The sequence below is a fragment of the Bacillus sp. Hm123 genome (genome assembly GCF_051842975.2).
GTDB lineage: Bacteria > Bacillota > Bacilli > Bacillales > Domibacillaceae > Bacillus_CE.
Genome location: NZ_CM200277.1, coordinates 2,651,651 through 2,676,445 on the forward strand (window position 1 = coordinate 2,651,651; position 24,795 = coordinate 2,676,445).

The window sequence follows — 24,795 nt, forward strand, 5'->3', positions numbered from 1 at the left end:
TGGTAAAATATTTACTCACACCCAAAAACGCTCAGAAAAATCTGAGCGTTTTTACTTGTCATTTATATCGCTAATAAGGTTGTTATTTGCAATGGTTTTAGCATTTCTCCCCTTCAACGAACCCGTTACGAAAAAAGGACAGCTTTTTCTTTGACCTTACTAGCACTTTCTTCTACCTTCTTTTCATAAACAACTGCGGAAACGCTCGTTGCACGCGGCGATACGTCCGACCGTTTAAATAAAAGAAGAAGCTGCTCCCACCACTTTTACGAATCATTTTTTTCGACATCGAGCGGATGTTCTTTTGTTGGAGTGCTTTATTATCCGATAAATACACACCTAGTAGCCCATAATTAATGAGCTGATGAAAGCGAGCATGCGGCAGCCGCTGTGCCTGTTTATCAGCTTCTTCCACAAAATGAATCAATCGCTCAAACAATTGTTGTTCATCTGGATAGTAAAAGCAAAAATTCAAGTCGCCACCTTCAACGTCTTCTGCCTGATCGATGAAATAATCTAATAAAATGTGGAGACCTTGAATGTAAGGAAAATAACTATCTCTAACAAGCTGTGCCTGTTCGAGTTGAAACTCGTCATTAAGACTGTATGACAGTAAGCAAAAAATCCCTAACGTAGAGCCCGCACAAGCCGAAAATTCATACCACTCCATTTTCGGCAATGACGCTTGATGCTGCTGAAACCATGTTTTTAACCGTTCTTCTCGCTCTTCTTGTCGAACATGTTTATGTATTTGCAGATCGCAATAATAACGACATAACTCGTGAAAATAAGGAGCGATCGCTTCATATGAAGCAATTGTTGAAATGACCGACTGACACGTTTGAACGAGCTGCCATAAATAGCCGCCGTCCTCGCAATCTTCTCGAAAGCGGTAGTACTCTCTCATCGGAGCGCCGATCGTGAGTGAATCTTCCATCGCCTCATGAAGAGCCGCAAAATCTCGCGGATCTAACGAAGTACTCCGATCACAAAGATTGTCTAAATAATCACTAATCGTTTGGTACGCCACAATAAAGCGTACGGCTTCTTCTTTGTTCTTCCCTGATAACAACGCTAGCACCGATCCACCTTCACAATGAAACGTTTTATGTTCAATGCTAGCAAGCGCCTGTTGTCTCAACTCACTATTTGGAATGTTTTCCGCTTGTGCCTTCCAAAAGGTTAATTGCTCATGAACAATCGGAAACACTTCTTTATAAATGCTATGCATTAATCGTAGTGGTGTCACAGGTATAGCCATTCCTTCACCTCATTTGTCAATGACATATCCTAAAAGACGAAGCTGATTCTCGACAAATCCCTTGGCATAGTGAAATACATCTTCCCGTTCTGGTTCATTAAAAATGTCATGATATAGCCTAGGCCATTCTTTATAATGCATATCAGATAGATCAATTTGGTGGAACCATTTTCTTACTACTTTGCGATCGACCATCTGATCCTCTCCCGCCTGCATGACCAGCAACGGAACGTCCGGTAGCTCATTTACTTTTAACGAAGCTACTTTGATCGCTTGCAGCAATTCACGATACCACCGAACCGATACTTTATTGAGCAACAGCGAATCTTCCTTGTCTGCTTCAATCACCTGTTGATTTCGAGTTAACATGTCAGCTGTTACTCCATAAGAAAATTTAAATGACGGAGCGAATGAATTCAGACTATGTGACATCACATTAATCATTTTAGCTGGTGTATAAACCATTCCTAAATAAGGAGAAGAGACGATCACACCCGCCACTTCGAAATCCCACTCCTGCAATAGACGAATCGAAATTAATCCGCCCACCCCATGTCCGAGTAAGAATACAGGTAGATCAAATTGATAGGCGGCTTCCACCCATTCCTGCACAGCTGTTAAATAATCATTAAATGTTGAAATATGTCCTCGTTGGGTGCGTGAAGTAATTCCTTGACCAGGAAGATCCCCCATCACCACATGAAACCCGGCCTTACGCCACATTTCAATCAACCAGCCATATCGACCGTGATGCTCTAGTGCACCATGAACGATGACAATAACTCCTCTAGGCTGTTGCTCTGTTTCCCATTTCCACATATGCGCACCCCCAACTTACCTTTCTTACAATAAAAAAATTTCTTTTTCTTTATTATACAAATGTTTATCTTTTAGATAAAATGAAAAGCAAGTATTTCAAATTTGTTAATAGTCAGAAAGGGGCTTGTGTTCATGATTTATCCATATAAAGAAAAAACACCGACCATCGCAGATTCCGCTTATATCGCCGACTACGTAACTATTTCTGGTGATGTAACAATCGGAGAAGAATCAAGTGTTTGGTTTAATACAGTCATCCGCGGTGATGTCGCACCTACTATTATTGGCAATAAAACGAATATTCAAGACAACTCGGTTTTACATCAAAGTCCAAATAATCCGCTAATTATTGAAGATGAAGTGACTGTTGGTCATCAAGTCATTCTTCACAGCTGTAAAATTAGAAAAAAAGCATTGATCGGTATGGGTTCGATTATTTTAGACAATGCCGAAATCGGCGAGGGGGCATTTATCGGTGCAGGGAGCCTCGTCCCACCCGGAAAGGTGATTCCACCGAATACGATGGCATTTGGACGACCGGCTAAAGTCATTAGAGAAATTAATGAGGACGATCGGAAAGATATGGAGCGCATCGTGCGTGAATACGCTGAGAAAGCTCAATATTATAAAAGTATACAGAAAAAATAAAAACAAGCCTTCCCAACAAAGGAAGGCTTACTTTTATTAGTTATTTGCTTGTTGTTTTAAAGCGTCTGCTTTATCTGTTTGTTCCCAAGGAAGTTCAATGTCTGTACGGCCGAAATGACCATAAGCTGCTGTTTGTTTGTAAATCGGACGACGAAGATCTAACATTTTAATGATTCCTGCTGGACGAAGATCAAAGTTCGAGCGAACAAGCTCTACTAATACATCTTCAGATACTTGGCCCGTACCGAACGTATCAACCGCGATAGAAACAGGCTGAGCAACACCAATCGCATAAGCAAGCTGTACTTCACATTTATCCGCAAGACCAGATGCAACGATGTTTTTCGCTACATAACGAGCTGCGTATGCCGCAGAACGGTCTACTTTTGTCGGATCCTTACCAGAGAAAGCACCGCCGCCATGACGAGCGTAACCGCCATACGTATCAACGATAATTTTACGACCTGTTAAACCAGCATCCCCTTGAGGACCACCGATGACGAAACGGCCAGTTGGGTTGATGAAGAATTTCGTTTCTGCATCAATTAACTCAACAGGGACTACCGGATTAATGACTTGTTCACGAATGTCACGTTGAATTTGCTCAAGCGTGACTTCTGGGTGATGTTGCGTAGAAATAACGATCGTGTCAATGCGAACTGGCTTGTCATTTTCATCATATTCTACTGTTACTTGCGTTTTTCCATCCGGACGCAAATAATCAAGTGTTTCATCTTTGCGTACTTCTGTTAAACGACGAGATAATTTATGCGCTACAGCAATTGGAAGCGGCATTAACTCTTCTGTTTCATTACAAGCAAAACCGAACATTAGACCTTGGTCACCTGCACCGATCGCTTCAATTTCTTCCTCGCTCATTTGTCCTTCACGTGCTTCAAGAGCTTGGTCGACACCTGCTGCGATATCTACAGATTGCTCATCGATAGAAGTCAACACGCCACATGTATCGGCATCGAAACCATATTTCGCACGGTCATAGCCGATCTCTTTGATTGTTTCGCGAACAAGTTTATTAATATCTACATAAGAAGATGTTGTAATTTCCCCCGCTACTAATACAAGGCCGGTTGTTACAGAAGTTTCCGCAGCTACACGAGCATTAGGATCCTGTGATAAAATTTCATCCAGAATTGCATCAGAAATCTGATCGCAAATCTTATCTGGATGGCCTTCAGTTACTGACTCTGAAGTAAAAAGACGACGCTTTTTTGTCATGAAACTTCCTCCTTAAACGGATCAAAATTGATCTTTATTTTCACGGTACTCATTTCCCTAAGTTTATCCTTTTAAAAATAAAAAAACCTCTCCAATTCATAAAGAGAGGAAAGGTTGGTTGATTCAACATAGGCCTTTCACTCTTATCGCCCAAGGTTTGGACCTTGCACAGGTTTAAGCACCTTCGTCTTAAATAGGTAATATACCTATTTAAACAGGTTGCCGGGCTTCATCGGGCCTGTCCCTCCGCCAGCTCAGGATAAGAGTATCCGTTCAAAGATAAATCTTACGAAATTCGATGGATAATGTCAATCATATTTTTATCCGCTCATCTGCCTTTTTCCGCCTTCTTTCATATTTATATTTATAAAAAAATTTTGGGGAAAAATAAAAAATGAAATTCACGAAAAAAATTAGCTATATAGTATAGACTATTCATTCAAATGTGCTATACTGTTTTGTGAGTAAACGAGTAGATAAATACATTTCAAATTTTTATAAAGGATGGTTATTAATTTATGAACTCTGTAAGCGTTTCAAGCAAAATTGTGGAACTTCTAAACGGTTCAAATATAACAATGCAACCTTCTGTACCTACGCTTGTTGAAAAGGTACTTACTCGCAAAGAGGGCGTGTTAACTGCGTCAGGTGCTGTACGTGCAGAAACAGGCAAATATACAGGACGTTCTCCTAAAGATAAATTTATCGTTGAAGAAGCTTCTGTGAAGGATAAGATCGATTGGGGTTCAGTTAACCAACCGATTTCCGAAGAAGTCTTTGATCAATTATACACAAAAGTAGTCGATCATTTAAAACAAAAAGATGAACTTTTTGTTTTTAAAGGATTTGCAGGAGCGGATACGACTCATCGCCTTCCAATCCAAGTCATCAATGAATACGCTTGGCATAACCTATTTGCTCATCAATTATTCATCCGCCCAACAGCAGAAGAGTTGAAAGACCATCAAGCGGGCTTCACAATCGTCTCTGCTCCGAACTTTAAAGCAGATCCAGCAGTGGATGGCACACAATCTGAAACATTCATTATCGTTTCGTTCGAGCGCCGTATCGTGTTAATCGGTGGAACAGAATACGCAGGTGAAATGAAGAAGTCCATCTTCTCTATCATGAACTACCTTCTTCCTGAAAATGATGTGTTCCCTATGCACTGCTCAGCAAACGTTGGCTACGAAGGTGACGTTGCTTTATTCTTCGGTCTTTCTGGAACAGGTAAAACAACATTATCCGCTGATCCGAACCGTCGTTTAATCGGTGATGATGAGCACGGCTGGTCTGCAAACGGCGTCTTTAATGTTGAAGGTGGATGCTATGCGAAATGTATCGGTCTTTCTCGCGAAAAAGAACCACAAATTTTCGATGCGATCCGTTTCGGTTCTGTATTAGAAAATGTTGTATTAGACGAGGACACTCGCCTTCCTGATTACAACGATAACTCTTTAACAGAAAATACACGTGCCGCTTACCCATTACAAGCGATTGACAACATCGTTGATCCAAGCGTAGCTGGCCATCCAAATACAATTATTTTCTTAACAGCTGATGCATTCGGAGTTTTACCTCCAATCAGTAAATTAACGAAAGAGCAAGCAATGTACCACTTCCTAAGCGGTTACACATCTAAGCTTGCAGGAACAGAGCGCGGAATCACTTCTCCGGAAGCAACATTCTCAACATGTTTCGGTTCTCCTTTCCTACCATTAGAAGCTACTCGCTATGCGGAAATGCTAGGTAAGAAAATCGACGAACATAACGCTCAAGTCTTCTTAGTCAACACTGGCTGGACTGGTGGAGAATACGGCGTTGGAAGCCGTATGAAACTTGCTTACACTCGTGCGATGGTGCAAGCAGCTCTTGAAGGCGAATTAAACAATGTAGAAACATACACAACGAAAACATTTGGTTTACAAATTCCTCTTCATGTTCCTGGTGTACCTGATGATGTACTCATCCCACGTAAAGCATGGGCAGATCAAGAAGCATTCATGAAGAAAGCGGCTGAGCTTGCTGGCAAGTTCCGTGAAAACTTCAAAAAGTTCTCTAACGTTCCAAGCGAAATCTCAGAACTTGGTGGACCACAAATCTAATGTCAAAAAAGGAAGGCCTCGATGGCCTTCCTTTTTTGATTGTCGAGAAGCTCAAACCGCTTTTCGTTTAGTTCGTTGAATTTAATGAGATCAGTTTGTATGTAAGAATCGTGCTTTCTTGTTGCCACTCTACTTTTTCAATGATAGCGGTTCCACTAATGTCGCTATCCATTGTTTTATAGACGTGGATCGGAATATCGATCGGATATAAGCGGTATCCAGATTTCTTTAACGAGAAACTATTTTCTTCTATCCGTTTCTCTTTCCCCTTTGTGACGATCATCGTATTTAATTCCATTGGCATACCCATTTTTTCTCCTCCTCCATATGAGTATTATTTTTCATCCAATCGCAAAGCTGCTGAACAACTTGTCGGTTCACAGCCGGCGGAAAGTAATGATCATATTGATCAAAATACCATGTTTCCAACGGCTTTTCCAGTTGTTTTAACGTCCTTTCTAATTGATAAGCATGTTCAATGTTAACATTCTGATCTTTCTTTCCGTGAATGATCAAAACAGGAGCTGTTATTTGATCTAAATCGCGCAGTGGCGTTCGCCATTGATAAAGCTCCTCATGCTTATAAGGACTTCCACCGATGACGCGCTTCATCATGCGGCGCATATCTTTTCTTTCTTCATAGGTAAGAATCATATTAGAGACGCCTCCCCATGTCACAACAGATGCCACCTCTTTCTCAATCGCCGTCAATAATGCCATGACTCCACCTCGTGAAAAGCCAAACAGATGAACCTTCCCCGTCACTTGAGGATGGGCTTGCAATAAGTCAAAGGCTGAAAAGGCATCTTCTCGATCTGCTCCTGCAAAGTCTTCCTGCCCTTCTCCCCCTCGATTTCCTCGATAAAAAGGGGCAAACACAATGAAGCCTTCTGAGGCAAATTGGGTAATTCTTGCGGGGCGTACCATGCCGACATTTTTTATGCCACCTCGCAAATAAAGAAAACCATCGAAGCTTCCTTCTGCTTTTGGTTCCGCCAATAGCCCCTTTACCTTCAGCCCGCTCGACATATACGTCACCATCCATAAGCGCACACTCGGGTGGGGAGATGGAAAACGGATCTTCTCAACGATTGACGTCATTGGATCACCGCATGTAAATAGTCTAGCGTTCGCTCGACGACTTCATCTTTCATTAAAAAACTAAACTCACGATTCATTCGCTCTTGGCGTAAATCTCGCTGAAATAGTACCGGTCCGTCTGTTTCTAAATAATCGTTCTTCTTTTCTATATACCCGATTTGAGCGAAAAAAATCGCTTTCACAAACGGTTTTTCTGGATGCTGAACATAATACTCTCCAACGAATGTCATCTCGTCAATGACCCCTCCCGTTTCTTCATACACCTCTCTTTTAGCGGCTTCCTCTAGCGTTTCCCCAAGCTCTACTTTCCCGCCAGGACACTCTAACCCTCGTTTCGGATGTCTCGTCAATAGCCACTGACCATTGTGTCGGCAAAACACAAGTACATGCTGAGCAGATAACGAAAAGCTGTCAGATTGAAAAGAAAGCGTCACCTGACAGCCATGTTGATCGGCGAATTTGAACATCATTCTCCCCTACCTCTATCCCATTCCTCGCATAAGACTGATAGCGACAGTTATGCTTAGAAGCTTTTCTTTTTATTATACCGTATTTCACATTTCCCACATATCTTTTATGTGCGCCTTCGCTTCCTCATCACCAAGCTCATAAATCATTTCATAAACCTTTTTCAAATTATCGTCATAGCGATCATTCGGGCGATCGAAATGATATTGAACGTACGGTACATGGGCGCGAAAAAAACCTTCCCATTCCACCGCATAATTAGCATCAAATAATTCCCTGAGCTGAATAATCTCTGCATCTGTCGCATATATTCTAAAATTCCATGGAGAAGCTGTCGATGTTCTCATAATTTCTCCATTAGCCAATTGAATATAATAAGCTGTTTTTTCCTCTTTCATCATCGTCACCTCCTGTTCTTATCATTCCCTGGCTGTTATAAATCATGATTGTGAAAAAATATGTCTATTTTGTTACAATAGACTGGTTTATTTACTGCAGTTAGGGTATAAAAGAAATAAGGGGATCAAGAGAAATCATCACAAAATAAAGGAGTGTATACACATGAAGCTAGTCGATGAACTATATGAGATTTATCGTGGGAGGCTCCAAGGTTCGGACGAAGACCTCGATATGATTACTCTCGCTGTCGTAGAACAGCTATCTAATAAAGAAATATTCTCGATCATAAAAGAAATGAATGAAGAGGAATTGCAATATTTCTTCCGCGTCTACTTGTTTGAAGCATTGAGAGAGAAATTCAATAACGATGCACTAGAAGAAGGTTGGCAAGAGAAAAATCTTTATCACTAATACATATTAGCAGCGTTTAGCCAGCATATAAAAAGGATGCCCTCAGAAAAGAGGACATCCTTTTTATTATATCAGCCTTTAATATCTATAGCTGCTCCTTTATGCGGGTGTGGCGCTGCTTGCACTTTCGGTAACGTCTCCATCATTTGGATCGCTTGAGCCGTTTGGGTCGCCATTTGGCTTTTTAATAAGTTCAAACTTAATGTTTGTTGCAGCTCAGCCACTTGCTTGCCCATCATTGCAGACAATTCCATCGCTCTTCCTCCTACTCTCGGTGCTTATTTTCCTAAGAAGGATTTCAGCATCCATGCGTGCTTTTCTAGTCCTTGGTGAATCGCAAGAAGCATATCACCTGTCGTTTCATCATCCACTTCCCCAGCTAAGTCCATCGCTGCTTTCAGCTCAGCGATGATCGTTGTGAAATCATCGACCACTGATTGCACCATTTGCTCTGCTGTTTCTTTTCCTTCTGCTTCGCCAATCGTCGCCATGGCCAATGATTCTTTTAGTGTCGCTACCGGCTCGCCGCCAAGAGCTAACAAACGTTCTGCTAATTCATCAATATGAAGGGATGCTTCCGTGTATAGTTCCTCAAACTTATCATGTAAAGCAAAAAATTGTGGCCCCTTCACAAACCAATGATAGTTATGTAACTTTGTATAAAGCACCGTCCAGTTAGCAATTTGCTGATTCACACTTTGAACTAATTTTTCTGACATAAACATTCTCCTCCTCATTTGTGATTCTTTTGTTTTATTCCCATTCCTTTTCATTTTAAAACATCTTCACCACTTTGTCCAAAGAACTGCCACAAGCAAACGGCATACACCGACATCAGAAAACATGGTAAAATACGTATAGGAGGGATAGCTAATGACTACTGTATTAATTATTTCGATCGTCATCGTCATTACCGTACTTATTTTCACTATTATCTCTATTACTAAAGGCTATCAATATAAACATACGATTGATCCAATTGAAAACAACCCTCATTTGCAGCAAAATGAATCTGAAAAAAACAAGGAATAACCAACGATGAAAATACTATTTATGAGCTTTATTCGCTTTTATCAAAAATTCATTTCACCACTAAAGCCACCGACGTGCCGCTTTTATCCGACATGCTCTCATTATGGCTTAGAAGCCGTTCAACGATTTGGTGCAATCAAAGGTGGATATTTAACGATCGTTCGCATTTTAAAATGTCACCCATTTCATCCAGGTGGCTTTGATCTTGTCCCTGAAACGTGGAAGGATCGCAAAAAGAAGAACTAACACATCATGATCGTGTCAGTTCTTCTTTTCGTATCGTCACTTCTTTTAGCCGTCTTTTATTTATTTGATAACCGATTCCTGCCTCAGGCGATAACGCAATTCGGCCATTCACCACTTCAATTTCCGGCTCAATGATGTCCTCATGCCAATAATGATTAGAGGAAGATAAGTCTCCTGGAATCGAAAAGCCTTCGAGTGAGGCGAGAGCGACGTTGTGAGCACGAGAGACGCCAAATTCAATCATGCCACCAGCCCAAACAGGTAGGTCTCGCTTTAAACAAAGGTCGTGAATCTTCCTTGCTTCTTCCAATCCACCGACACGCCCGATTTTAATATTGATCACTCCGCAACTTCCAAGCTCTAGGGCATTTTCCGCATCGCGAATCGAACGAATACTTTCATCGAGACAAATCGGTGTCTCGATCATTTTTTGCAACTTAGCATGTTGAACGAGATCATCCACCGCTAACGGCTGTTCAATCATCAATAGCTGAAACTCATTTAACGCTTTTAGTCGCTCGATATCTTGCAAAGAATAGGCAGAATTAGCATCGGCCATTAGAGGGATGGTTGGAAATTCACGGCGAATACTTCGTAATAGCTCTCGATCATTTTGTGGGCTAATTTTCACCTTAATACGCTCATATCCTTGCGTGACGAGCTTATCGATTCGTTGTAGCGTTTCGATCATTGATGAGCCTGCCGCTACGGCACCTGCCCTTATTTCGTTTCTAACACCGCCTAGTGACGTGGCAAGCAGCTGACCTTGGCGTTTACTATATAAATCCCAAATCGCCGTTTCCACCCCTGCTTTCGCCATCGGATTGCCTCGAACGACGTTGAACCATTGGTTAATATCAGAAGGGTGATTGATTTCGCGATCGAGTACTAGTGGCGCTAATATATCCTTGACCATATGGTAGCTCGTCCGTACCGTTTCCTCTGTATACCACGGAGTTGAAAAAGCAACGGCCTCCCCGTAGCCAGTTACTCCATCAGCATCTATCGCCTCGACAATGATACTACGTCGCTTGTTCACCGTTTCTAAATGTGTGACGAACGGCGATTTTAATTCCATTTCAATCACATGCAAAATCAAGCGTTCGACCTTCACTTTGTCCGCCTCTTTTCATACGCTACTTTTAGCTCACGGCGCATTAATTTTTTCGCCGCATTTCTTGGCAATTGATCGATAATAAAAATAGCAGCTGGACATTTATATTTAGCTAGTCGTTGCTCACAAAATACTTTAACCTCCACCTCATCAAGCGGCTTCTTCCCAACAATGAAAGCAACAGGCACTTGTCCCCAGCGATCATCAGCAACACCGACAACACCAGCTTCAGCGATCGCTGGATGGGCAAGCAGCACCGATTCAATTTCTGCTGGATACACATTTTCGCCTCCAGAAATGATTAAATCAGAGCGGCGATCTAATACGTATAAAAACCCTTCTTCATCCACATAACCGATATCACCTGTATGAAACCAGCCGTCTGAAAAAGAGGCTTGATTCGCTTCCTCCCGTCGTAAATACCCGCTCGTCACATTCGGTCCTTTGACAAGAATTTCGCCTTCCTTTTCCTCCCCAGCGATTTTCAATTGACATGGAAACAGCGGCTTTCCAGCAGAACCGAGCTTCGATAAGCTATACTCTGGCGGAAGCGTCACGATTTGTGAAGACGTTTCTGTCATGCCATACGTTTGATATACGGGGATATCCTTTGCTACACAAGCTTCTAATAAAGGTTTAGGGGCTGGCCCACCACCTAGTAGCATACAGCGAAAGGATGGATGATAAGACCCTTCTAATTGATCTAGCATCCGCTTCAGCATCGCGGAGACGACGGAAATAATCGTTCCTTCTCCTGTTTGCAACGCTTCATTGATTTTCTGCTCATCAAATTGCTCATACAATCGAACGGCGATTCCATAAACCACACTACGAATTAAAATCGAATATCCGCTAATATGAAAAAGAGGAACAGCACAAATCCAGCAATCTCGTTCATGAATCCCTAAATTCAACGCTGATCCCGTCGCACTCCACCAATGGTTTCCATACGTTTGCAATACGCCTTTCGGTTGGCCCGTCGTTCCTGATGTATACATGACCGAGCATACTTCCTCAAGATCAAATGTTTCACGGCCTTGTCGTTTTGACAGCTGTTCCTCGTTCGCCATCTCAATCGTATGTATCCCTGCAAACGCTTCAATGAGCGACTGAAAAGCAGAATCATATACTACACACTTCGCCTGTGCATCCTTTAGCTGCCACGCCAATTCCGCACTCGTTAACCGATGATTCAATAAAACAGCGATCGCTCCTATTTGCTGTAGTGCATGAATCAAAAACACCGCTCTCTCTGTATTCTTTACAAGCACGCCCACATAATCGCCAGGCTGAATTCGCTGTTGCTGTAAAAAGGCGGTCTCCATTTGGACTTCCTTATACAATTGTGAAAATGTCCAGCTTCTCTCACCGAAATAAAGAGCCGGACGATCAGGCGTTAAAAAAGCTCTCTGCTTTAACCAATTAGGCATACTCTGTGACACGCTTTTTCCACTCCTTCCTTTCTCCTGCTGGCGGACAAAAAAGCTTGATGGAAAACCATCAAGCTTTTGGACTTTGCCACATCCGCAAGCCGGAGGGCTATATTTGTTTATAGGTGTTGGCTAGCTCCAAGCCCCAGCGACTAGTGGACTTCCATGCTCCTCCTTGCGATAAGTCAACATCGATTCACTATCGTTCATCGTGTTTCCTTTATCTCGTGCGGATCATTCCAGTCCATACGTCGCTAAACGGGGCTCTCCGCTTTTCTTTGGCTAGCTGCAGCGCCTAGCCCCTCGAGGTCAAAAGCCAATCCGTCCAAAAGGTTAAAGAACAACCTTTCAGCCGGCTCATCTTTTGCTTGTCGGGGCTGAACAAGGCGCTTCCGCTTTTCTATTAAGGGAATCTTGGAAACTGACCGAAGTCTGGTTTGCGTTTTTCTTTGAAGGCGTCTCTTCCTTCTTTTGCTTCTTCTGTTGTGTAGTATAGAAGTGTTGCGTCACCAGCTAGTTGTTGTAAACCTGCAAGGCCATCTGTATCTGCGTTCATCGCTGCTTTGATGAAGCGTAGAGCAGTTGGACTCTTCTCAAGCATTTCTTGCGCCCATTGAACTGTTTCTGCTTCTAATTGCTCTAAAGGTACAACTGTGTTAACTAAGCCCATATCCAATGCTTCTTGTGCATTGTATTGACGGCATAGGTACCAAATTTCTCTCGCTTTTTTATGTCCAACAAGGCGAGCTAAGTAGCCAGAGCCATAACCTGCGTCGAAGCTTCCAACGTTCGGTCCCGTTTGTCCGAACACTGCGTTGTCTGCTGCAATCGTCAAGTCACACACGACATGAAGAACGTGACCGCCACCAATCGCATAACCTGCAACCATCGCAATGACTGGTTTTGGAATCACACGAATTAGACGCTGTAAATCTAGTACGTTTAAGCGAGGGATTTGGTCGTCACCAACGTAACCGCCATGTCCACGCACTTTTTGATCGCCACCAGAACAGAATGCTTTTTCGCCTGCTCCTGTTAAAACGATGACACCTACTTTTTCATCGTCACGCGCATAGGCAAACGCGTCGATTAATTCCATTACCGTTTTCGGACGGAATGCGTTGTGCACTTCCGGACGATTGATCGTAATTTTTGCAATTCCATTATACGTTTCATATAAAATATCTTCATATTGACGTTCATTAACCCATTCAAAAGCCATTAAAATTGCCTCCTTTTATGTATGAATCAAAAACTCTCTTATTATTGTACCAAATTCTTCGGAATCTTCCACATGAATTGCATGGCCTTTTCCAACAACTTCTCTCCATGTCGATCGCGAAAGCCTTTGATTCATCTCAAAAGCGATGTTCGTAAATTTCTCATCCAGTGTACCAGTGACGAGGAGAACGGGCATAGAAAGCTCAGAAAGTCGCTCCCACCAAGACGGTTGCGAACCCGTACCCATTCCTTTCAACGAGCGAGAAAGCCCAACGACATCATTTTGGAGCCGCTGCTCGCGAATGGCTTCTTGCTTTGCTAACGAAAGATTTTTCTGTGTCGCAAATAGCGGAATATTCGTCCACCTATCGACAAACTTCTCGATTCCTTCTGTTTCGATTTTCAGCGCTAGCTGTTCATCCGCTAGTCGGCGTGCCGCTCGCTCCTCTTCTGTCTTCAGCCCTGGCGATGCACTTTCTAGCACAAGACTTTGAACGGCCTCTGGAAAAAGAACCGCCAGCGTTAATGCGAGCCTGCCTCCCATCGAATAGCCTAACAGATGAAAACGTTCAAATGAAAGCTGCTCCATTAACTCCTTCAAGTCCCGAGCGATAAGCTGAATATCATATCTGCTCGGATCTTCAGGACAACAGCTCTGTCCATGACCTAACAGATCAACGACTACGCACTGATAATCTTTTTTTAACAAAGATACCGTATCCGCCCATGTCGTATGATCTCCTGTAAACCCATGTAAAAGCAGGAGAGGCTCGCCGCTACCGATGACCTCATAATGATAGCAGCAACTATGAATCGTTAGCTCCATTGTTGATCACCAGCAAGCGATTCATTTATTTCCTGGGAAACATTCGCCCATAGCTGACGATGAGCGGCAACGTTTTTCCGGCGATCAGTCACTGCTTCAATAATAAATAAACCAGCTGCTTCCTCGGCAGTTTTCATCGCCTCATGTAGCATCTGCCTATCTGTCACCTTTGCATAACCGCCCTCATACAGCTTAGCCGCATGGGCAAAGTCAAGATCCGCTGGTGTGCCAAACAATTGTTCAAAATGCTTCGGCTCGGACGCTTGTGGCAAGTAAGAGAAAATGCCACCACCGTTATTATTAATGACAATAACCGTCATTTTCATCCGATTCATTTTCGCCGCTAACAAACCATTTAAATCGTGGAAAAAGGATAAATCACCTAAAATTAAATATGTAGATGCATTAGCCGCTGCGACTCCGAGCGCACTCGAAACGAGGCCATCAATGCCGTTAGCTCCACGATTGGCATAAAGCTGAATACTTTTCGGTTGATTAAAGAAGAACGAATCTAAATCACGAATTGGCATGCTGTTGCCGACAAATAGCGAGGAGCCATCAGGCAAGTTTTGCAACACTTGATAAAAGAGCTTTCCTTCATCTAACTCAGCATGCTGCTCTACTTTTTTCATTTGCGTTTTCGCCCGCTCATTGATTTGCTGCCATTTCGTTAACCATTCACGATCAAGCTTCTTCTCTACACTCTCGCTCACTCTCAAACAGAAATCTGTTTCATCAGCAGCGATCATATGAGAAGAGGCTGTAATTGGATCTCTCCAGCCAGCACCTCCATCAATGACGAGATGCTCTTTATTCACATGCATTTTCAAATATTGAGTTAACGCTTTCGATACAGGCATCGCTCCGAAACGAAGGACGACATCAAAAGCGGCCACCTGTTTCATGGAGTCATTTCGTAAAAAGGCGTCATAGCTATCCATCACTACTGATTCAGCTAACTGGCCACTACGAAGCCCTGACAATGGATCGGCCAAAATGGGATAGCCTAGCTTTTCAGCAAGCTCAATCACCGCTTGTTTAAACCCTTCAGTAGCTAGCTCTCCGCACACAATGATCCCTTTTTCTTTCTCACTTAAAAAGCGAGCGAGCTGCTCGATGCTTTGTTGAGACAACGTCCGTTTTCCTTCTGTTAATAAAAGCGGCGCTTGCTCTACAAACTCCTTCTTAGCGAATGCTCCTTCATAATCTGGAATAAGTGGCTCCCTAAAAGGAAAATTCAAATGAACCGGTCCAGCCGGCGCTTGAGAAGCGACATACACCGATTTGGCAGCAGACGAGCGAACGTAACGAAGCATATTCTCATCGGCATCGGGCAAGGCCATTTCAGCAAACCATTTCACATTGGTGCCATACAACTGATTTTGATCAATCGCCTGTGGCGCACCAATATCTCTTAATTCATGCGGTCGATCCGACGTTAACACAATTAACGGCACGCGCGCATTTTTTGCCTCTACAATAGCTGGGTAATAATTAGCTGCCGCTGTACCTGACGTACAAAGTAAAGCGACTGGTTTGTTAGAAGCCTTCGCCAGTCCTAATGCAAAGAAGGCAGCCGACCGCTCATCAATTTGTAAATAAACTTTTATATCAGGATGCTCAGCCAGTAAAAGAGCCATAGGAGTAGACCGCGAACCCGGACTGATCACGGCGCTGTCTACTCCTGCTTTGGCTAGACCATCGATAAAATGGGCATTATATAACGTTAAATCTCTTTGATGATCATACATCAGTCGTTCCTCCTATTGCCCGTAGCATCGGTCGGAATTTAATACCTGTTTCAATGAATTCGCTTTCCGCTTGTGAATCGGCCACAACTCCGCAACCAGCATAGAGAACCGCTTGTTGTTTATTTAACAAGCCGGAGCGAATTGCCACCGCAAATTCACCATTTTTGCGATAATCCATCCAACCGACAGGAGCCCCATAAAAACCACGGTCCATGATTTCTAATCGGCGAATCTCTCGTAACGCCTTATCATTCGGCAATCCCCCGAGTGCTGGTGTCGGATGAAGCTTTTCCACAAATGGCAAAATCGACCCTTGTTCCGTATAACCAATAACCGGCGTATATAAATGCTGAATATCGCGAACCTTCATTAAAGTAGGTGTTGTCGGAACATCGACCTCATGACATAAATGCGACATTTCTTTACGAATCATTTGCACGACGTAATCATGCTCCACTCGATTTTTACTGTCATTCAGAAGCTCAGACCCAAGTTGCTGATCCTCTGCTTCATCCCGCCCTCGCTTAATCGATCCTGCTAAACAGGTAGATAACGCCACTTGATCGCGCTTGCGTACTAATCGTTCGGGAGAAGCTCCTAAGAAACAGCTTTCCATCGCTTCTAACGAGAAAACAAAGCTCTCTGGCTGTTGATCGAGTAAGCGCTCTAATACAAGATCAGGCGTAATTTCCGACTGAAAATGAGCCGTCAGCTTTCTAGCTAGCACGACTTTTTTCAACTCTGGATCGGCTGTCATACTTTGTACCACTTCGTCGATGGATTGCTTCCACGCCTCTGGATCGTGCTCAGCCATTTTCACAAGATCAACGGTTTTTTGTAGCGAAGGAAGCGCTTCATGCAATAGATGCGTTTTCTTTCGCTCCATCTTATCGATTAGCTCAGCTGAATCGTGAGACGTGCATATCATATTTGTCGTCAAGTAGCTTTCCCCATGATATGTCGTCAGCATAAATTCTGGCACATAAAAGAAAGCCGGAGAGAAATTAGACCATTCCTGTTCCTGTGGTCGTTCCGGATCAAAGGAAAAACCACCAAATAGAAGTGGACCTGTTCCGTAAGCATCAAAGGGATTGTGAATCGATGCACATTCGGTTAGATCATCCCACTTCTGCTCTACCTCTTTATAACGCAGCTCATTTCTTTGCTCACTGCGAATCGTATGAATATTTCCTAAACCAACAATTGTCAATTCTCCATCTCGATCTTTCCAGAAAAATCGTTCCCCAGTATAAGTAGCTCGTCCATTTTGATAAAAAGCTAACGGATCAATCGAATCCACTTTCTCCACATAACTAAAGAGTAATGACTGGAGATGAGTTAACTTATTATTCCTCTCCTGGATAAACACTTCTTTAATCGGATGGCTCTTTATAGTAGACAATGAAATCTCCTCCATTGCACATACAGCAGTATGAATCGTTGTCAAACTTATTTAAAGATACACCTCTTGAACTCGTTATGTCAACGATTCCACTGTGTTTTGTCTTATTCTACCCTTATTATAATGCTTTGCTTCAATTGTTCCTATTATTTGTTTGTTTTGAACTCTCTAAATAAGGTCTTGAACCTGCTTAGAGATGTGAAAAGTGATTGACACTTATCCTTTCCTTTTCTACACTTATAAATGACGAATAGAAGAAGAATTGTTCGTTATTAACTAAAGGGAGAGAATAAACGATGGAAGTCAACACATCCCCTTCCATTAAGCCGGACAAAGGCTGGAAAATTTGGTGGCAACTTACGAGACCGCATACGTTAACAGCTGCTTTTGTTCCTGTGTTTCTCGGAACAGCTTTAGCTGTCGCCGATACGTCGCTTCGAATCGACTTATTTTTAGCGATGCTCATTGCTTGCCTACTGATTCAGGCAGCTACAAATATGTTTAACGAGTATTTCGATTACGTCAGAGGCCTCGACACGGAACAATCTGTAGGGATCGGAGGCGCGATTGTCCGCAATGGTGTACAACCTCGTACCGTGCTTACGATGGGGTTTTCTTTTTTCGGTATCGCATTGTTGCTCGGAATTTATATTTGCGCCAATACAACATGGTGGATTGCTGTCATTGGGATCATTTGTATGGCCGCTGGCTATTTTTATACAGGCGGACCCATTCCGATTGCCTACACACCATTCGGCGAACTAACAGCCGGCTTTTTCATGGGCGTTGTCATTATTTTGCTATCTTTTTATATTCAAACAGGCTTTATTTCCACAGCTAGCATCCTTGTTTCTGTTCCAATCTCGATCTTAGTTGGGTCGATTTTGTTAGCTAACAACATTCGTGATTTAGATGGAGATAAAGAAAATGGCCGAAAAACACTCGCCATTTTAGTCGGACGCAAACGTGCCATTCAAGTGTTAGCTGGCATGTTCATCGTGTCATTTGCTTGGGTAGCGGCTCTTGTCGTGTTTGAGGTTGGATCACCGTGGCTCCTTCTCACGTTTTTAAGCATTCCGAAAGCGGTAAGAGCGACGAAAGGCTTTATCGGCAAAACATTACCGATTCAAATGATGCCTGCAATGAAAGCAACTGCGCAAACAAACACGATCTTTGGCTTCTTGCTATCCATCGGCATTTGTTTAGGCTATCTTTTATAATGATAAAAAACGGTGAGTCCCCACTTTACATGGAGACTCACCGTTTTTATTTTAGCGTTTAACGAGTATTTGACTGTCGCGACTATGAATGTCCCAAATATCTGATGCATACTCTTGAATCGTTCGATCGCTGGAGAAATAGCCTGACTGACTAATGTTACGTGCCGTCATTTGGAACCAACGATTTCGATTCTTTTCATATAATTGCCCCGCCTCTCGCTGCTTATCGCGATACGACGCAAAATCTTTCAATACAAAGTATTGATCATTTTCCATAAGTAATGAATCATAAATCATCTCAAACTGATCCTCTTCATCAAAGAAGCCGTTCACTAGCTGATCCATCACTTGACGAATGTGATCATCATGATGATAATAATCCATCGAACGATAGCCACCTTCACGTTCAAACTTCATCACTTCTTCTGCTTTCAAACCGAAAATGAAAATATTCTCTTTACCTACCTGCTCTAAAATTTCAATATTCGCTCCATCAAGCGTCCCCATCGTCAGGGCGCCGTTCATCATAAATTTCATATTTCCTGTCCCTGACGCTTCCTTACTAGCTGTCGAAATTTGCTCGCTAATATCCGCTGCTGGAATAATATCCTCCGCTAACGATACGCGGTAATTTTCCAAAAAGACGACTTTGATTCGGCCCTTTACGATCGGATCATTGTTCACCATGTTGGCTACAGAATGAATGAGCTTAATGACTTTCTTTGCATAATAATAACCAGGTGAAGCTTTCGCCCCGAATATGAACGTCCGAGGATACATATCAAATGAAGCATCCTCTCTCATGCGGTTATATAAATATAAAATATGCAACACGTTCAATAATTGTCGTTTATATGCATGAAGCCTCTTCACTTGAATGTCAAAGATCGATTGTGGATCGATCTTAATCCCATTTTGCTCTAAAATTCGCTTCGCCAAAATTTCTTTTCGTTTCAGCTTCACATCCGCTAAGCTCTTTAAAAACGCGGTATCCTGTTCATACGGATGAAGAAGAGCTAATTTTTCCGGCTGCTTCATCCACTCATCGCCAATCGTTTCCGTAATGAGATGAGTTAATTCTGGATTGGATTTTATGAGCCAACGACGATGAGTCATTCCATTCGTTTTATTATTAAATTTCTCTGGTTGGAATTGATAAAATAAGTTCATTTCTCGATTCTTTAAAATCTCTGTATGGATTTTCGCCACTCCATTGACACTATGGCTTCCCGCAATCGCTAAATGAGCCATTTTCACTTGCCCGTGAGCGATGATCGCCATCTGTTCAATGCGATCCCAATCTCCCGGATACAGCTCCCATAAGCTTTTACAGAAACGCTCATTAATCTCATCGACAATCATAAAGATTCGTGGCAGAAGCGGCTGGAAAATTCGAATCGGCCATTGCTCCAACGCTTCGGATAATGTCGTATGATTCGTATAACAAAACGTATTCGTCGTAATTTGCCACGCTTCTTCCCAGCTCATGCCATGGTCATCGAGCAACACGCGCATGAATTCTGGAATCGCGAGCACAGGGTGCGTATCATTAATATGAATCGACACATGCTCATGAAAATCATGCAAATCTTTATATTGCTCTAAATAATCTTGAATAATCGAACGAATACTCGCTGAAACGAGAAAATATTGTTGCTTTAAGCGCAAAATTTTCCCCTCATCGTTCGTATCGTCTGGATATAAAAACTCGGAAATCGCTTCTGTTTCTTTTTTATATTTCAATATATCTTGATTCGGCATATAGCGAGACGGCTCGGCACTCCAAAGTCTAAGCGTATTAACCGTATCCGTTTCATAGCCAATCACTGGCATATCGTAAGGAACCGCACTCACATATTCAGCATCTACATGACGGAAAGTGAGTACCCCATCCTTTTCGTATGTCTCAACTTTCCCCCAAAATGGAATTTCCACGGCCATATCGATTTTTCTTACTTCCCATACATGCCCATAGCGCAACCAATGCTCCGGCAATTCCAACTGAAAGCCATCGACAATTCTTTGCTCAAATAACCCATGCTTATAGCGAATTCCACAGCCATGTCCTGGTAGATCAAGTGATGCTAATGAATCAAGGAAGCAAGCAGCTAAGCGACCAAGTCCACCATTTCCTAATGCGGCATCATATTCAATTTCCTCAAGCTCGTCTAAAGAAATATCTAAATCCTTCAATCCCTCTTCCACGACATCATAAATGCCAAGGTTTAATAGGTTTTGTCCTAATAGACGTCCAAGCAAAAACTCAATCGACAAATAATATACTTTCTTTTGCTTCGCTTTGCCGTATTGTTCATTCGTTTGAATCCAATTGGAGCTAATATATTCTCGTACCATGTTTCCTAGTGTTTGAAATTGATCAGACAATGTTGAATCTTGAAAGCTCTTTCCATACGATCTTTCAATTCGCTTCAAAAAATTGGCCTTAAATTCTTCTTTGTTAGAAAACATGACTTTCCCTCCTAGATGATAAGTCAGAATATAATTCGCTATATTGCTTCGCCGATTGTGACCAGCTATAATCGCAAGCCATCGCCTGCTTCATAAGGCTCTCCCAAACGTCTTTCTCCTGATACATACTAATCGCTCGCTTAAAAGTAAACAGCATGTCATGGGCATTAAAATTAGTAAAAGAAAAGCCATTTCCTTTACCCGTTTGTTCATTATAGGAAAGAACAGAATCATTCAGCCCTCCCGTTTCACGAACAAGCGGCACCACTCCATACTTCATCGCAATCATCTGTCCAAGTCCACAAGGTTCAAACCTCGAAGGCATTAAAAACAAATCGGAACCCGCATAAACTTTATGAGCTAGCTCCTCATCAAATCCGATATAGGAACGCACCTTTTGTGGATATCGCCACTCCATCTCTTTAAAAAACCATTCAAACTCATCTTCACCTGTACCGAGAACAATGAATTGCACATCCTCCTCTATCATTTCATGAAAGACTCGTGTCACAAGCTCTAGCCCTTTTTGTCTTGTGAAACGAGAAACTAACGAAACAATTGGCGTATCCGCTTTTTCCTCTAATCCAAACATTCGTTGAAGCAATTGTTTGTTTTCTTTTTTTCCATCCAAGTGATCGCGGTCAAAAGGAACGATTAAAGGGTCGGTTGCTGGATGGTAAATGGAATCATCAATCCCATTTAATATGCCAACGAGGGCATCTTGCCTTTCTTGTAACACACCATCCAAGCGTTCGCCAAAATAAGGAGTTAAAATTTCATTCTTATATGTAGGACTGACCGTCGTGATCACATCGGCGGAAATTAATCCCCCTTTCATAAAGTTGATGCAGTCATAAAATTCTAGCTGGCGGCTATTGAAATGCTGACTATGTAAATTTAGTAAATCTGTCAGCACACTTCGCGGGAAGATCCCTTGATACAATAAGTTGTGAATCGTAAATACCGTTCGAATAAATTCATAGCCCGAACGATGTTGATGCTCGACTCGCAACATAAAAGGAATCATCGCCGTATGCCAGTCATGGCAGTGAATGACATCCGGATAAAAATCAAGATGCACCAAGCTATCTAACACCGCTCTCGTGAAATAAGAGAACCTTTCCCCATCATCACCAAACCCATACATTTTGTCGCGATTAAAGTAATACTCGTTATCGATGAAATAATAAATGATTCCATCTTTTTCTAGTTGTTCAACACCGCAATATTGGTTTCTCCAACCGACAGGCACAATATACTCAGCCACTTTTTTCATCTGTTCTCGGTACTCGAGAGGAATCGTTCCATACTTAGGAAGCATGACCCGAATATCGATTCCTTGCTTTTTTAACTCTTTCGGTAGAGAGCCGGCGACATCCGCCAGCCCCCCTGATTTAACGAAAGGTACACATTCTGATACAATAAATAGTAGTTTCACGAATTCATCAACACTCCTTGTACGGACCCTTTACGGATCACAATTGGCTCCTCTGGTGTACCTATCAGTTTCACTCCATCACCAATCACCGCATCCTTGTCAATAATGACATGGGCTAACTCACAATTTTCGCCAATCTTACTTTTTTGCATAATAATACAATTTTTCACTGTTGTATTTTTTCCAACAAATACAGCACGTGAGATCACACTTTGCTCGATTTCTCCTTCAATGACAGCTCCGTTAGCAATCATCGAATTTTTCACTAACGAAGTATCCGTATACTTCGTTGGTGGCTCATCCTTGACTTTCGTATAAATCGGCTGAAACTTATTAAAGAGCTGACCCCAATTTTCTTTTTGCAACAGTTCCATACTGATCGTATAAAAATCTTGGATTGATTGAATTTGCTCGCAATAGCCATCCATCTCATATTGGCAAATGTGATATGGTTGATTAACATCGTTGACAATATCTTGGATGCATCTATACCCAGTTTCTTTTCTAGTCTCAATCAATTCAATCAGCAACGGAACAGGCACGACATACAGTTCAATCGGTCGACCTTGATTATGAATTTGTAAAATATCGCAGCCATCCGCTTCTAATTTCTTCAAAATAGGGGAAAAATCCATATTAAATACTGTATAACAATTACTAATGAGTGCATATTTTTGCGTACTGCGTTTAAAATAATCGATATGTTGAGCGAAGTGGCAAAACAATCCATTCTTCTCTTTTGCTCCCTCTAGCTTAGGAGAAGGAAAGAAAAATAATCCGTCTCGTTTTCTATTTAAATCCCAATCTTTCCCTGAGCCCAAATGGTCCATTAATGAGCGATATTGATGTTTAGGGAAGATCGCTACACTTTGAATACCTGAGTTCACCATATTCGATAAAATAAAATCAATTAGCCGATAACGACCAGCGAAAGGAACAGCTGCTAGCGATCGGTGAAGCAGTAAATCCTCCATTGATTCCGGCTGTGTAGTTGCATCAATAACACCAAGCATAGATCTATTCATTCCATTTCCTCCATTTCAACAAAACTATTGCTTTTGTCCTATTAATTGAGCAAGGTACTCTTCTGTAATTAAAAGAATCTCCTCTGTATGGTTATAAATCTCTACATTATCAGGTATTTCTAAATCACTAATCACAATCGCTCGTTCGATGACACAGTTTCTTCCTACACGAGCATTTGGCATAATTACTGCATCTTTAATGATCGTCTGTTCTTCTATTTGCACCCCTTGGAATAGAACAGAGTGTGTCACCTCCCCTTCAATGACACATCCTTCATTAACAAGCGAATCTTTGACGATCGCCTGTTCACCGATAAATTGCGGCGGTTGATTCGGGTTCACAGAGTAAACGCGCCATGAATAGTCTAACAGGTCTAATTCTTCGCCTCTATCTAACAGATCCATATTCGCTTCCCACAAGCTTTGAATCGTTCCAACGTCCTTCCAGTAGCCGCTAAAAGGATAAGCAAATAACTTGAGCTTCTCTCTTAACATTAACGGAATCACATCTTTTCCAAAATCATTCGTTGACTCTGGATTCGCTTCATCGATTTCTAAATAGGTCTTCAACGTCGACCATTTAAAAATATATATCCCCATTGAAGCTAAATTGCTATTCGGCTTCTCCGGCTTTTCATCAAAGTCTGTAATTTCCATTTCTACATTCGTACTCATAATTCCGAAGCGACTCGCCTCATCCCACGGCACTTCAATGACAGAAATCGTCACATCTGCCTCCTTCTCGATGTGGAAATTGAGCATTTTACTATAATTCATTTTATAAATATGATCTCCTGACAAAATCAAAACATGTTCTGGATCATACTCTTTTAAATAGTTTAAATTTTGATAGATCGCATTAGCCGTTCCTGAATACCACTTTACTCCTGCTGTTTCTGAATAAGGTGGTAAAACTGTCACACCTCCATTTATCCTATCTAAATCCCACGCGCTTCCAATGCCGATGTAGGAATTGAGGACGAGCGGCTGATACTGAGTCAACACGCCCACTGTATGAATACCGGAATTCGCACAATTACTTAGCGGAAAATCAATGATCCGATACTTTCCTCCGTATGGAACAGCAGGTTTCGCTAAGCCTGCTGTCAATTCCTTTAACCTGCTGCCTTGCCCTCCCGCTAATAGCATCGCTACACATTTCTCTTTCGCCAT

General features: G+C 42.2%; 25 protein-coding genes and 1 riboswitch. Of the genes, 6 read left to right on the forward strand and 19 right to left on the reverse strand.

Annotation, left to right across the window (positions count from 1 at the left end; translation table 11 throughout):
- Nucleotides 1-172: 172 nt before the first annotated feature.
- A complete protein-coding gene (gene tbcS, locus ACSVDJ_RS13765; protein WP_439169791.1) occupies nucleotides 173-1,261 on the reverse strand; it encodes a tetraprenyl-beta-curcumene synthase in 1,089 nt (362 codons plus the stop codon).
- 9 nt (nucleotides 1,262-1,270) lie between these two features.
- Nucleotides 1,271-2,080 (reverse strand): alpha/beta fold hydrolase, encoded by an 810-nt coding sequence (locus tag ACSVDJ_RS13770; RefSeq protein ID WP_439169790.1) that lies wholly within the window; start codon nucleotides 2,078-2,080, stop codon nucleotides 1,271-1,273.
- 132 nt (nucleotides 2,081-2,212) lie between these two features.
- Between ACSVDJ_RS13770 and ACSVDJ_RS13775 the strand changes: the two genes are divergently transcribed.
- Nucleotides 2,213-2,728 carry a gamma carbonic anhydrase gene (locus ACSVDJ_RS13775; protein WP_439169789.1) on the forward strand — a complete coding sequence of 172 codons (516 nt, stop codon included), beginning with the start codon at nucleotides 2,213-2,215 and terminating at the stop codon, nucleotides 2,726-2,728.
- 36 nt (nucleotides 2,729-2,764) lie between these two features.
- Here the strand turns inward: ACSVDJ_RS13775 and metK are convergent, their stop codons facing one another.
- Nucleotides 2,765-3,964 (reverse strand): methionine adenosyltransferase, encoded by a 1,200-nt coding sequence (gene metK, locus ACSVDJ_RS13780; RefSeq protein ID WP_439169788.1) that lies wholly within the window; start codon nucleotides 3,962-3,964, stop codon nucleotides 2,765-2,767.
- A 140-nt stretch (nucleotides 3,965-4,104) separates the two neighbouring features.
- Nucleotides 4,105-4,230, reverse strand: a riboswitch (SAM riboswitch).
- 252 nt (nucleotides 4,231-4,482) lie between these two features.
- Here metK and pckA point away from each other — a divergent pair.
- The gene (pckA, locus tag ACSVDJ_RS13785; protein ID WP_439169787.1) at nucleotides 4,483-6,069 is read left to right on the forward strand and encodes a phosphoenolpyruvate carboxykinase (ATP); all 1,587 of its coding nucleotides are present in this window, start codon (nucleotides 4,483-4,485) and stop codon (nucleotides 6,067-6,069) included.
- A 67-nt stretch (nucleotides 6,070-6,136) separates the two neighbouring features.
- Here pckA and ACSVDJ_RS13790 read toward each other — a convergent pair whose 3' ends face one another.
- From ACSVDJ_RS13790 to ACSVDJ_RS13805, 4 genes are all read right to left on the reverse strand, one after another.
- Nucleotides 6,137-6,379 carry a DUF2584 domain-containing protein gene (locus ACSVDJ_RS13790; protein ID WP_439169786.1) on the reverse strand — a complete coding sequence of 81 codons (243 nt, stop codon included), beginning with the start codon at nucleotides 6,377-6,379 and terminating at the stop codon, nucleotides 6,137-6,139.
- Nucleotides 6,358-7,170 carry an alpha/beta hydrolase family protein gene (locus tag ACSVDJ_RS13795; RefSeq protein WP_439169785.1) on the reverse strand — a complete coding sequence of 271 codons (813 nt, stop codon included), beginning with the start codon at nucleotides 7,168-7,170 and terminating at the stop codon, nucleotides 6,358-6,360. The genes ACSVDJ_RS13790 and ACSVDJ_RS13795 overlap by 22 nt, the downstream gene beginning before the upstream one ends.
- Nucleotides 7,167-7,640, reverse strand: a complete 474-nt coding sequence (gene ytkD, locus ACSVDJ_RS13800; protein ID WP_439169784.1) for an RNA deprotection pyrophosphohydrolase — start codon at nucleotides 7,638-7,640, stop codon at nucleotides 7,167-7,169. The genes ACSVDJ_RS13795 and ytkD overlap by 4 nt, the downstream gene beginning before the upstream one ends.
- Before the next feature lie 84 nt (nucleotides 7,641-7,724).
- Nucleotides 7,725-8,039 carry a hydrolase gene (locus ACSVDJ_RS13805; RefSeq protein ID WP_439169783.1) on the reverse strand — a complete coding sequence of 105 codons (315 nt, stop codon included), beginning with the start codon at nucleotides 8,037-8,039 and terminating at the stop codon, nucleotides 7,725-7,727.
- A 160-nt stretch (nucleotides 8,040-8,199) separates the two neighbouring features.
- Here ACSVDJ_RS13805 and ACSVDJ_RS13810 point away from each other — a divergent pair, with 160 nt between their 5' ends.
- Complete coding sequence (locus ACSVDJ_RS13810) at nucleotides 8,200-8,448, forward strand: DUF6154 family protein (RefSeq protein WP_439169782.1); 249 nt, start codon at nucleotides 8,200-8,202, stop codon at nucleotides 8,446-8,448.
- Nucleotides 8,449-8,519: 71 nt separating this feature from the next.
- Here ACSVDJ_RS13810 and ACSVDJ_RS13815 read toward each other — a convergent pair whose 3' ends face one another.
- Nucleotides 8,520-8,702, reverse strand: coding sequence for a putative motility protein (locus ACSVDJ_RS13815; protein WP_094836577.1), 183 nt, complete (start codon nucleotides 8,700-8,702; stop codon nucleotides 8,520-8,522).
- Between the two features lie 24 nt (nucleotides 8,703-8,726).
- Complete coding sequence (locus ACSVDJ_RS13820) at nucleotides 8,727-9,167, reverse strand: Dps family protein (RefSeq protein WP_439169781.1); 441 nt, start codon at nucleotides 9,165-9,167, stop codon at nucleotides 8,727-8,729.
- A 154-nt stretch (nucleotides 9,168-9,321) separates the two neighbouring features.
- Between ACSVDJ_RS13820 and ytzI the strand changes: the two genes are divergently transcribed.
- A complete protein-coding gene (gene ytzI / locus ACSVDJ_RS13825) occupies nucleotides 9,322-9,480 on the forward strand; it encodes a YtzI protein (RefSeq protein WP_439169780.1) in 159 nt (52 codons plus the stop codon).
- A 6-nt stretch (nucleotides 9,481-9,486) separates the two neighbouring features.
- Nucleotides 9,487-9,726, forward strand: coding sequence for a membrane protein insertion efficiency factor YidD (gene yidD, locus ACSVDJ_RS13830; RefSeq protein ID WP_439169779.1), 240 nt, complete (start codon nucleotides 9,487-9,489; stop codon nucleotides 9,724-9,726).
- Nucleotides 9,727-9,730: 4 nt separating this feature from the next.
- On the opposite strand, the gene menC is transcribed toward yidD, so the two are convergent.
- The 6 genes from menC to ACSVDJ_RS13860 all read right to left on the reverse strand — a co-directional run bounded on the left by menC (nucleotide 9,731) and on the right by ACSVDJ_RS13860 (nucleotide 17,470).
- Nucleotides 9,731-10,840, reverse strand: coding sequence for an o-succinylbenzoate synthase (gene menC / locus ACSVDJ_RS13835; protein WP_439169778.1), 1,110 nt, complete (start codon nucleotides 10,838-10,840; stop codon nucleotides 9,731-9,733).
- Complete coding sequence (locus ACSVDJ_RS13840) at nucleotides 10,837-12,270, reverse strand: o-succinylbenzoate--CoA ligase (RefSeq protein WP_439170028.1); 1,434 nt, start codon at nucleotides 12,268-12,270, stop codon at nucleotides 10,837-10,839. Before ACSVDJ_RS13840 ends, menC begins: the two co-directional genes overlap by 4 nt.
- A 403-nt stretch (nucleotides 12,271-12,673) precedes the next feature.
- Complete coding sequence (menB, locus tag ACSVDJ_RS13845; protein WP_094836583.1) at nucleotides 12,674-13,492, reverse strand: 1,4-dihydroxy-2-naphthoyl-CoA synthase; 819 nt, start codon at nucleotides 13,490-13,492, stop codon at nucleotides 12,674-12,676.
- Nucleotides 13,493-13,507: 15 nt separating this feature from the next.
- Complete coding sequence (gene menH / locus ACSVDJ_RS13850; protein ID WP_439169777.1) at nucleotides 13,508-14,317, reverse strand: 2-succinyl-6-hydroxy-2,4-cyclohexadiene-1-carboxylate synthase; 810 nt, start codon at nucleotides 14,315-14,317, stop codon at nucleotides 13,508-13,510.
- Nucleotides 14,308-16,068 carry a 2-succinyl-5-enolpyruvyl-6-hydroxy-3-cyclohexene-1-carboxylic-acid synthase gene (gene menD / locus ACSVDJ_RS13855; protein ID WP_439169776.1) on the reverse strand — a complete coding sequence of 587 codons (1,761 nt, stop codon included), beginning with the start codon at nucleotides 16,066-16,068 and terminating at the stop codon, nucleotides 14,308-14,310. The genes menH and menD overlap by 10 nt, the downstream gene beginning before the upstream one ends.
- On the reverse strand, nucleotides 16,061-17,470 hold the full coding sequence (locus tag ACSVDJ_RS13860) for an isochorismate synthase (RefSeq protein ID WP_439169775.1): 1,410 nt from the start codon (nucleotides 17,468-17,470) through the stop codon (nucleotides 16,061-16,063). Before ACSVDJ_RS13860 ends, menD begins: the two co-directional genes overlap by 8 nt.
- A gap of 296 nt (nucleotides 17,471-17,766) precedes the next feature.
- Between ACSVDJ_RS13860 and ACSVDJ_RS13865 the strand changes: the two genes are divergently transcribed.
- Nucleotides 17,767-18,690, forward strand: coding sequence for a 1,4-dihydroxy-2-naphthoate polyprenyltransferase (locus ACSVDJ_RS13865; protein WP_439169774.1), 924 nt, complete (start codon nucleotides 17,767-17,769; stop codon nucleotides 18,688-18,690).
- 51 nt (nucleotides 18,691-18,741) lie between these two features.
- Here the strand turns inward: ACSVDJ_RS13865 and ACSVDJ_RS13870 are convergent, their stop codons facing one another.
- The 4 genes from ACSVDJ_RS13870 to ACSVDJ_RS13885 are packed head-to-tail and all read right to left on the reverse strand — an operon-like array spanning nucleotide 18,742 to nucleotide 24,795.
- Nucleotides 18,742-21,159, reverse strand: coding sequence for a glycogen/starch/alpha-glucan phosphorylase (locus ACSVDJ_RS13870; protein ID WP_439169773.1), 2,418 nt, complete (start codon nucleotides 21,157-21,159; stop codon nucleotides 18,742-18,744).
- Nucleotides 21,149-22,597 (reverse strand): glycogen synthase GlgA, encoded by a 1,449-nt coding sequence (gene glgA / locus ACSVDJ_RS13875; RefSeq protein ID WP_439169772.1) that lies wholly within the window; start codon nucleotides 22,595-22,597, stop codon nucleotides 21,149-21,151. The genes ACSVDJ_RS13870 and glgA overlap by 11 nt, the downstream gene beginning before the upstream one ends.
- Complete coding sequence (locus ACSVDJ_RS13880) at nucleotides 22,594-23,622, reverse strand: GlgC family sugar phosphate nucleotidyltransferase (protein WP_439169771.1); 1,029 nt, start codon at nucleotides 23,620-23,622, stop codon at nucleotides 22,594-22,596. The genes glgA and ACSVDJ_RS13880 overlap by 4 nt, the downstream gene beginning before the upstream one ends.
- 24 nt (nucleotides 23,623-23,646) lie before the next feature.
- The gene (locus ACSVDJ_RS13885) at nucleotides 23,647-24,795 is read right to left on the reverse strand and encodes a glucose-1-phosphate adenylyltransferase (RefSeq protein ID WP_439169770.1); all 1,149 of its coding nucleotides are present in this window, start codon (nucleotides 24,793-24,795) and stop codon (nucleotides 23,647-23,649) included.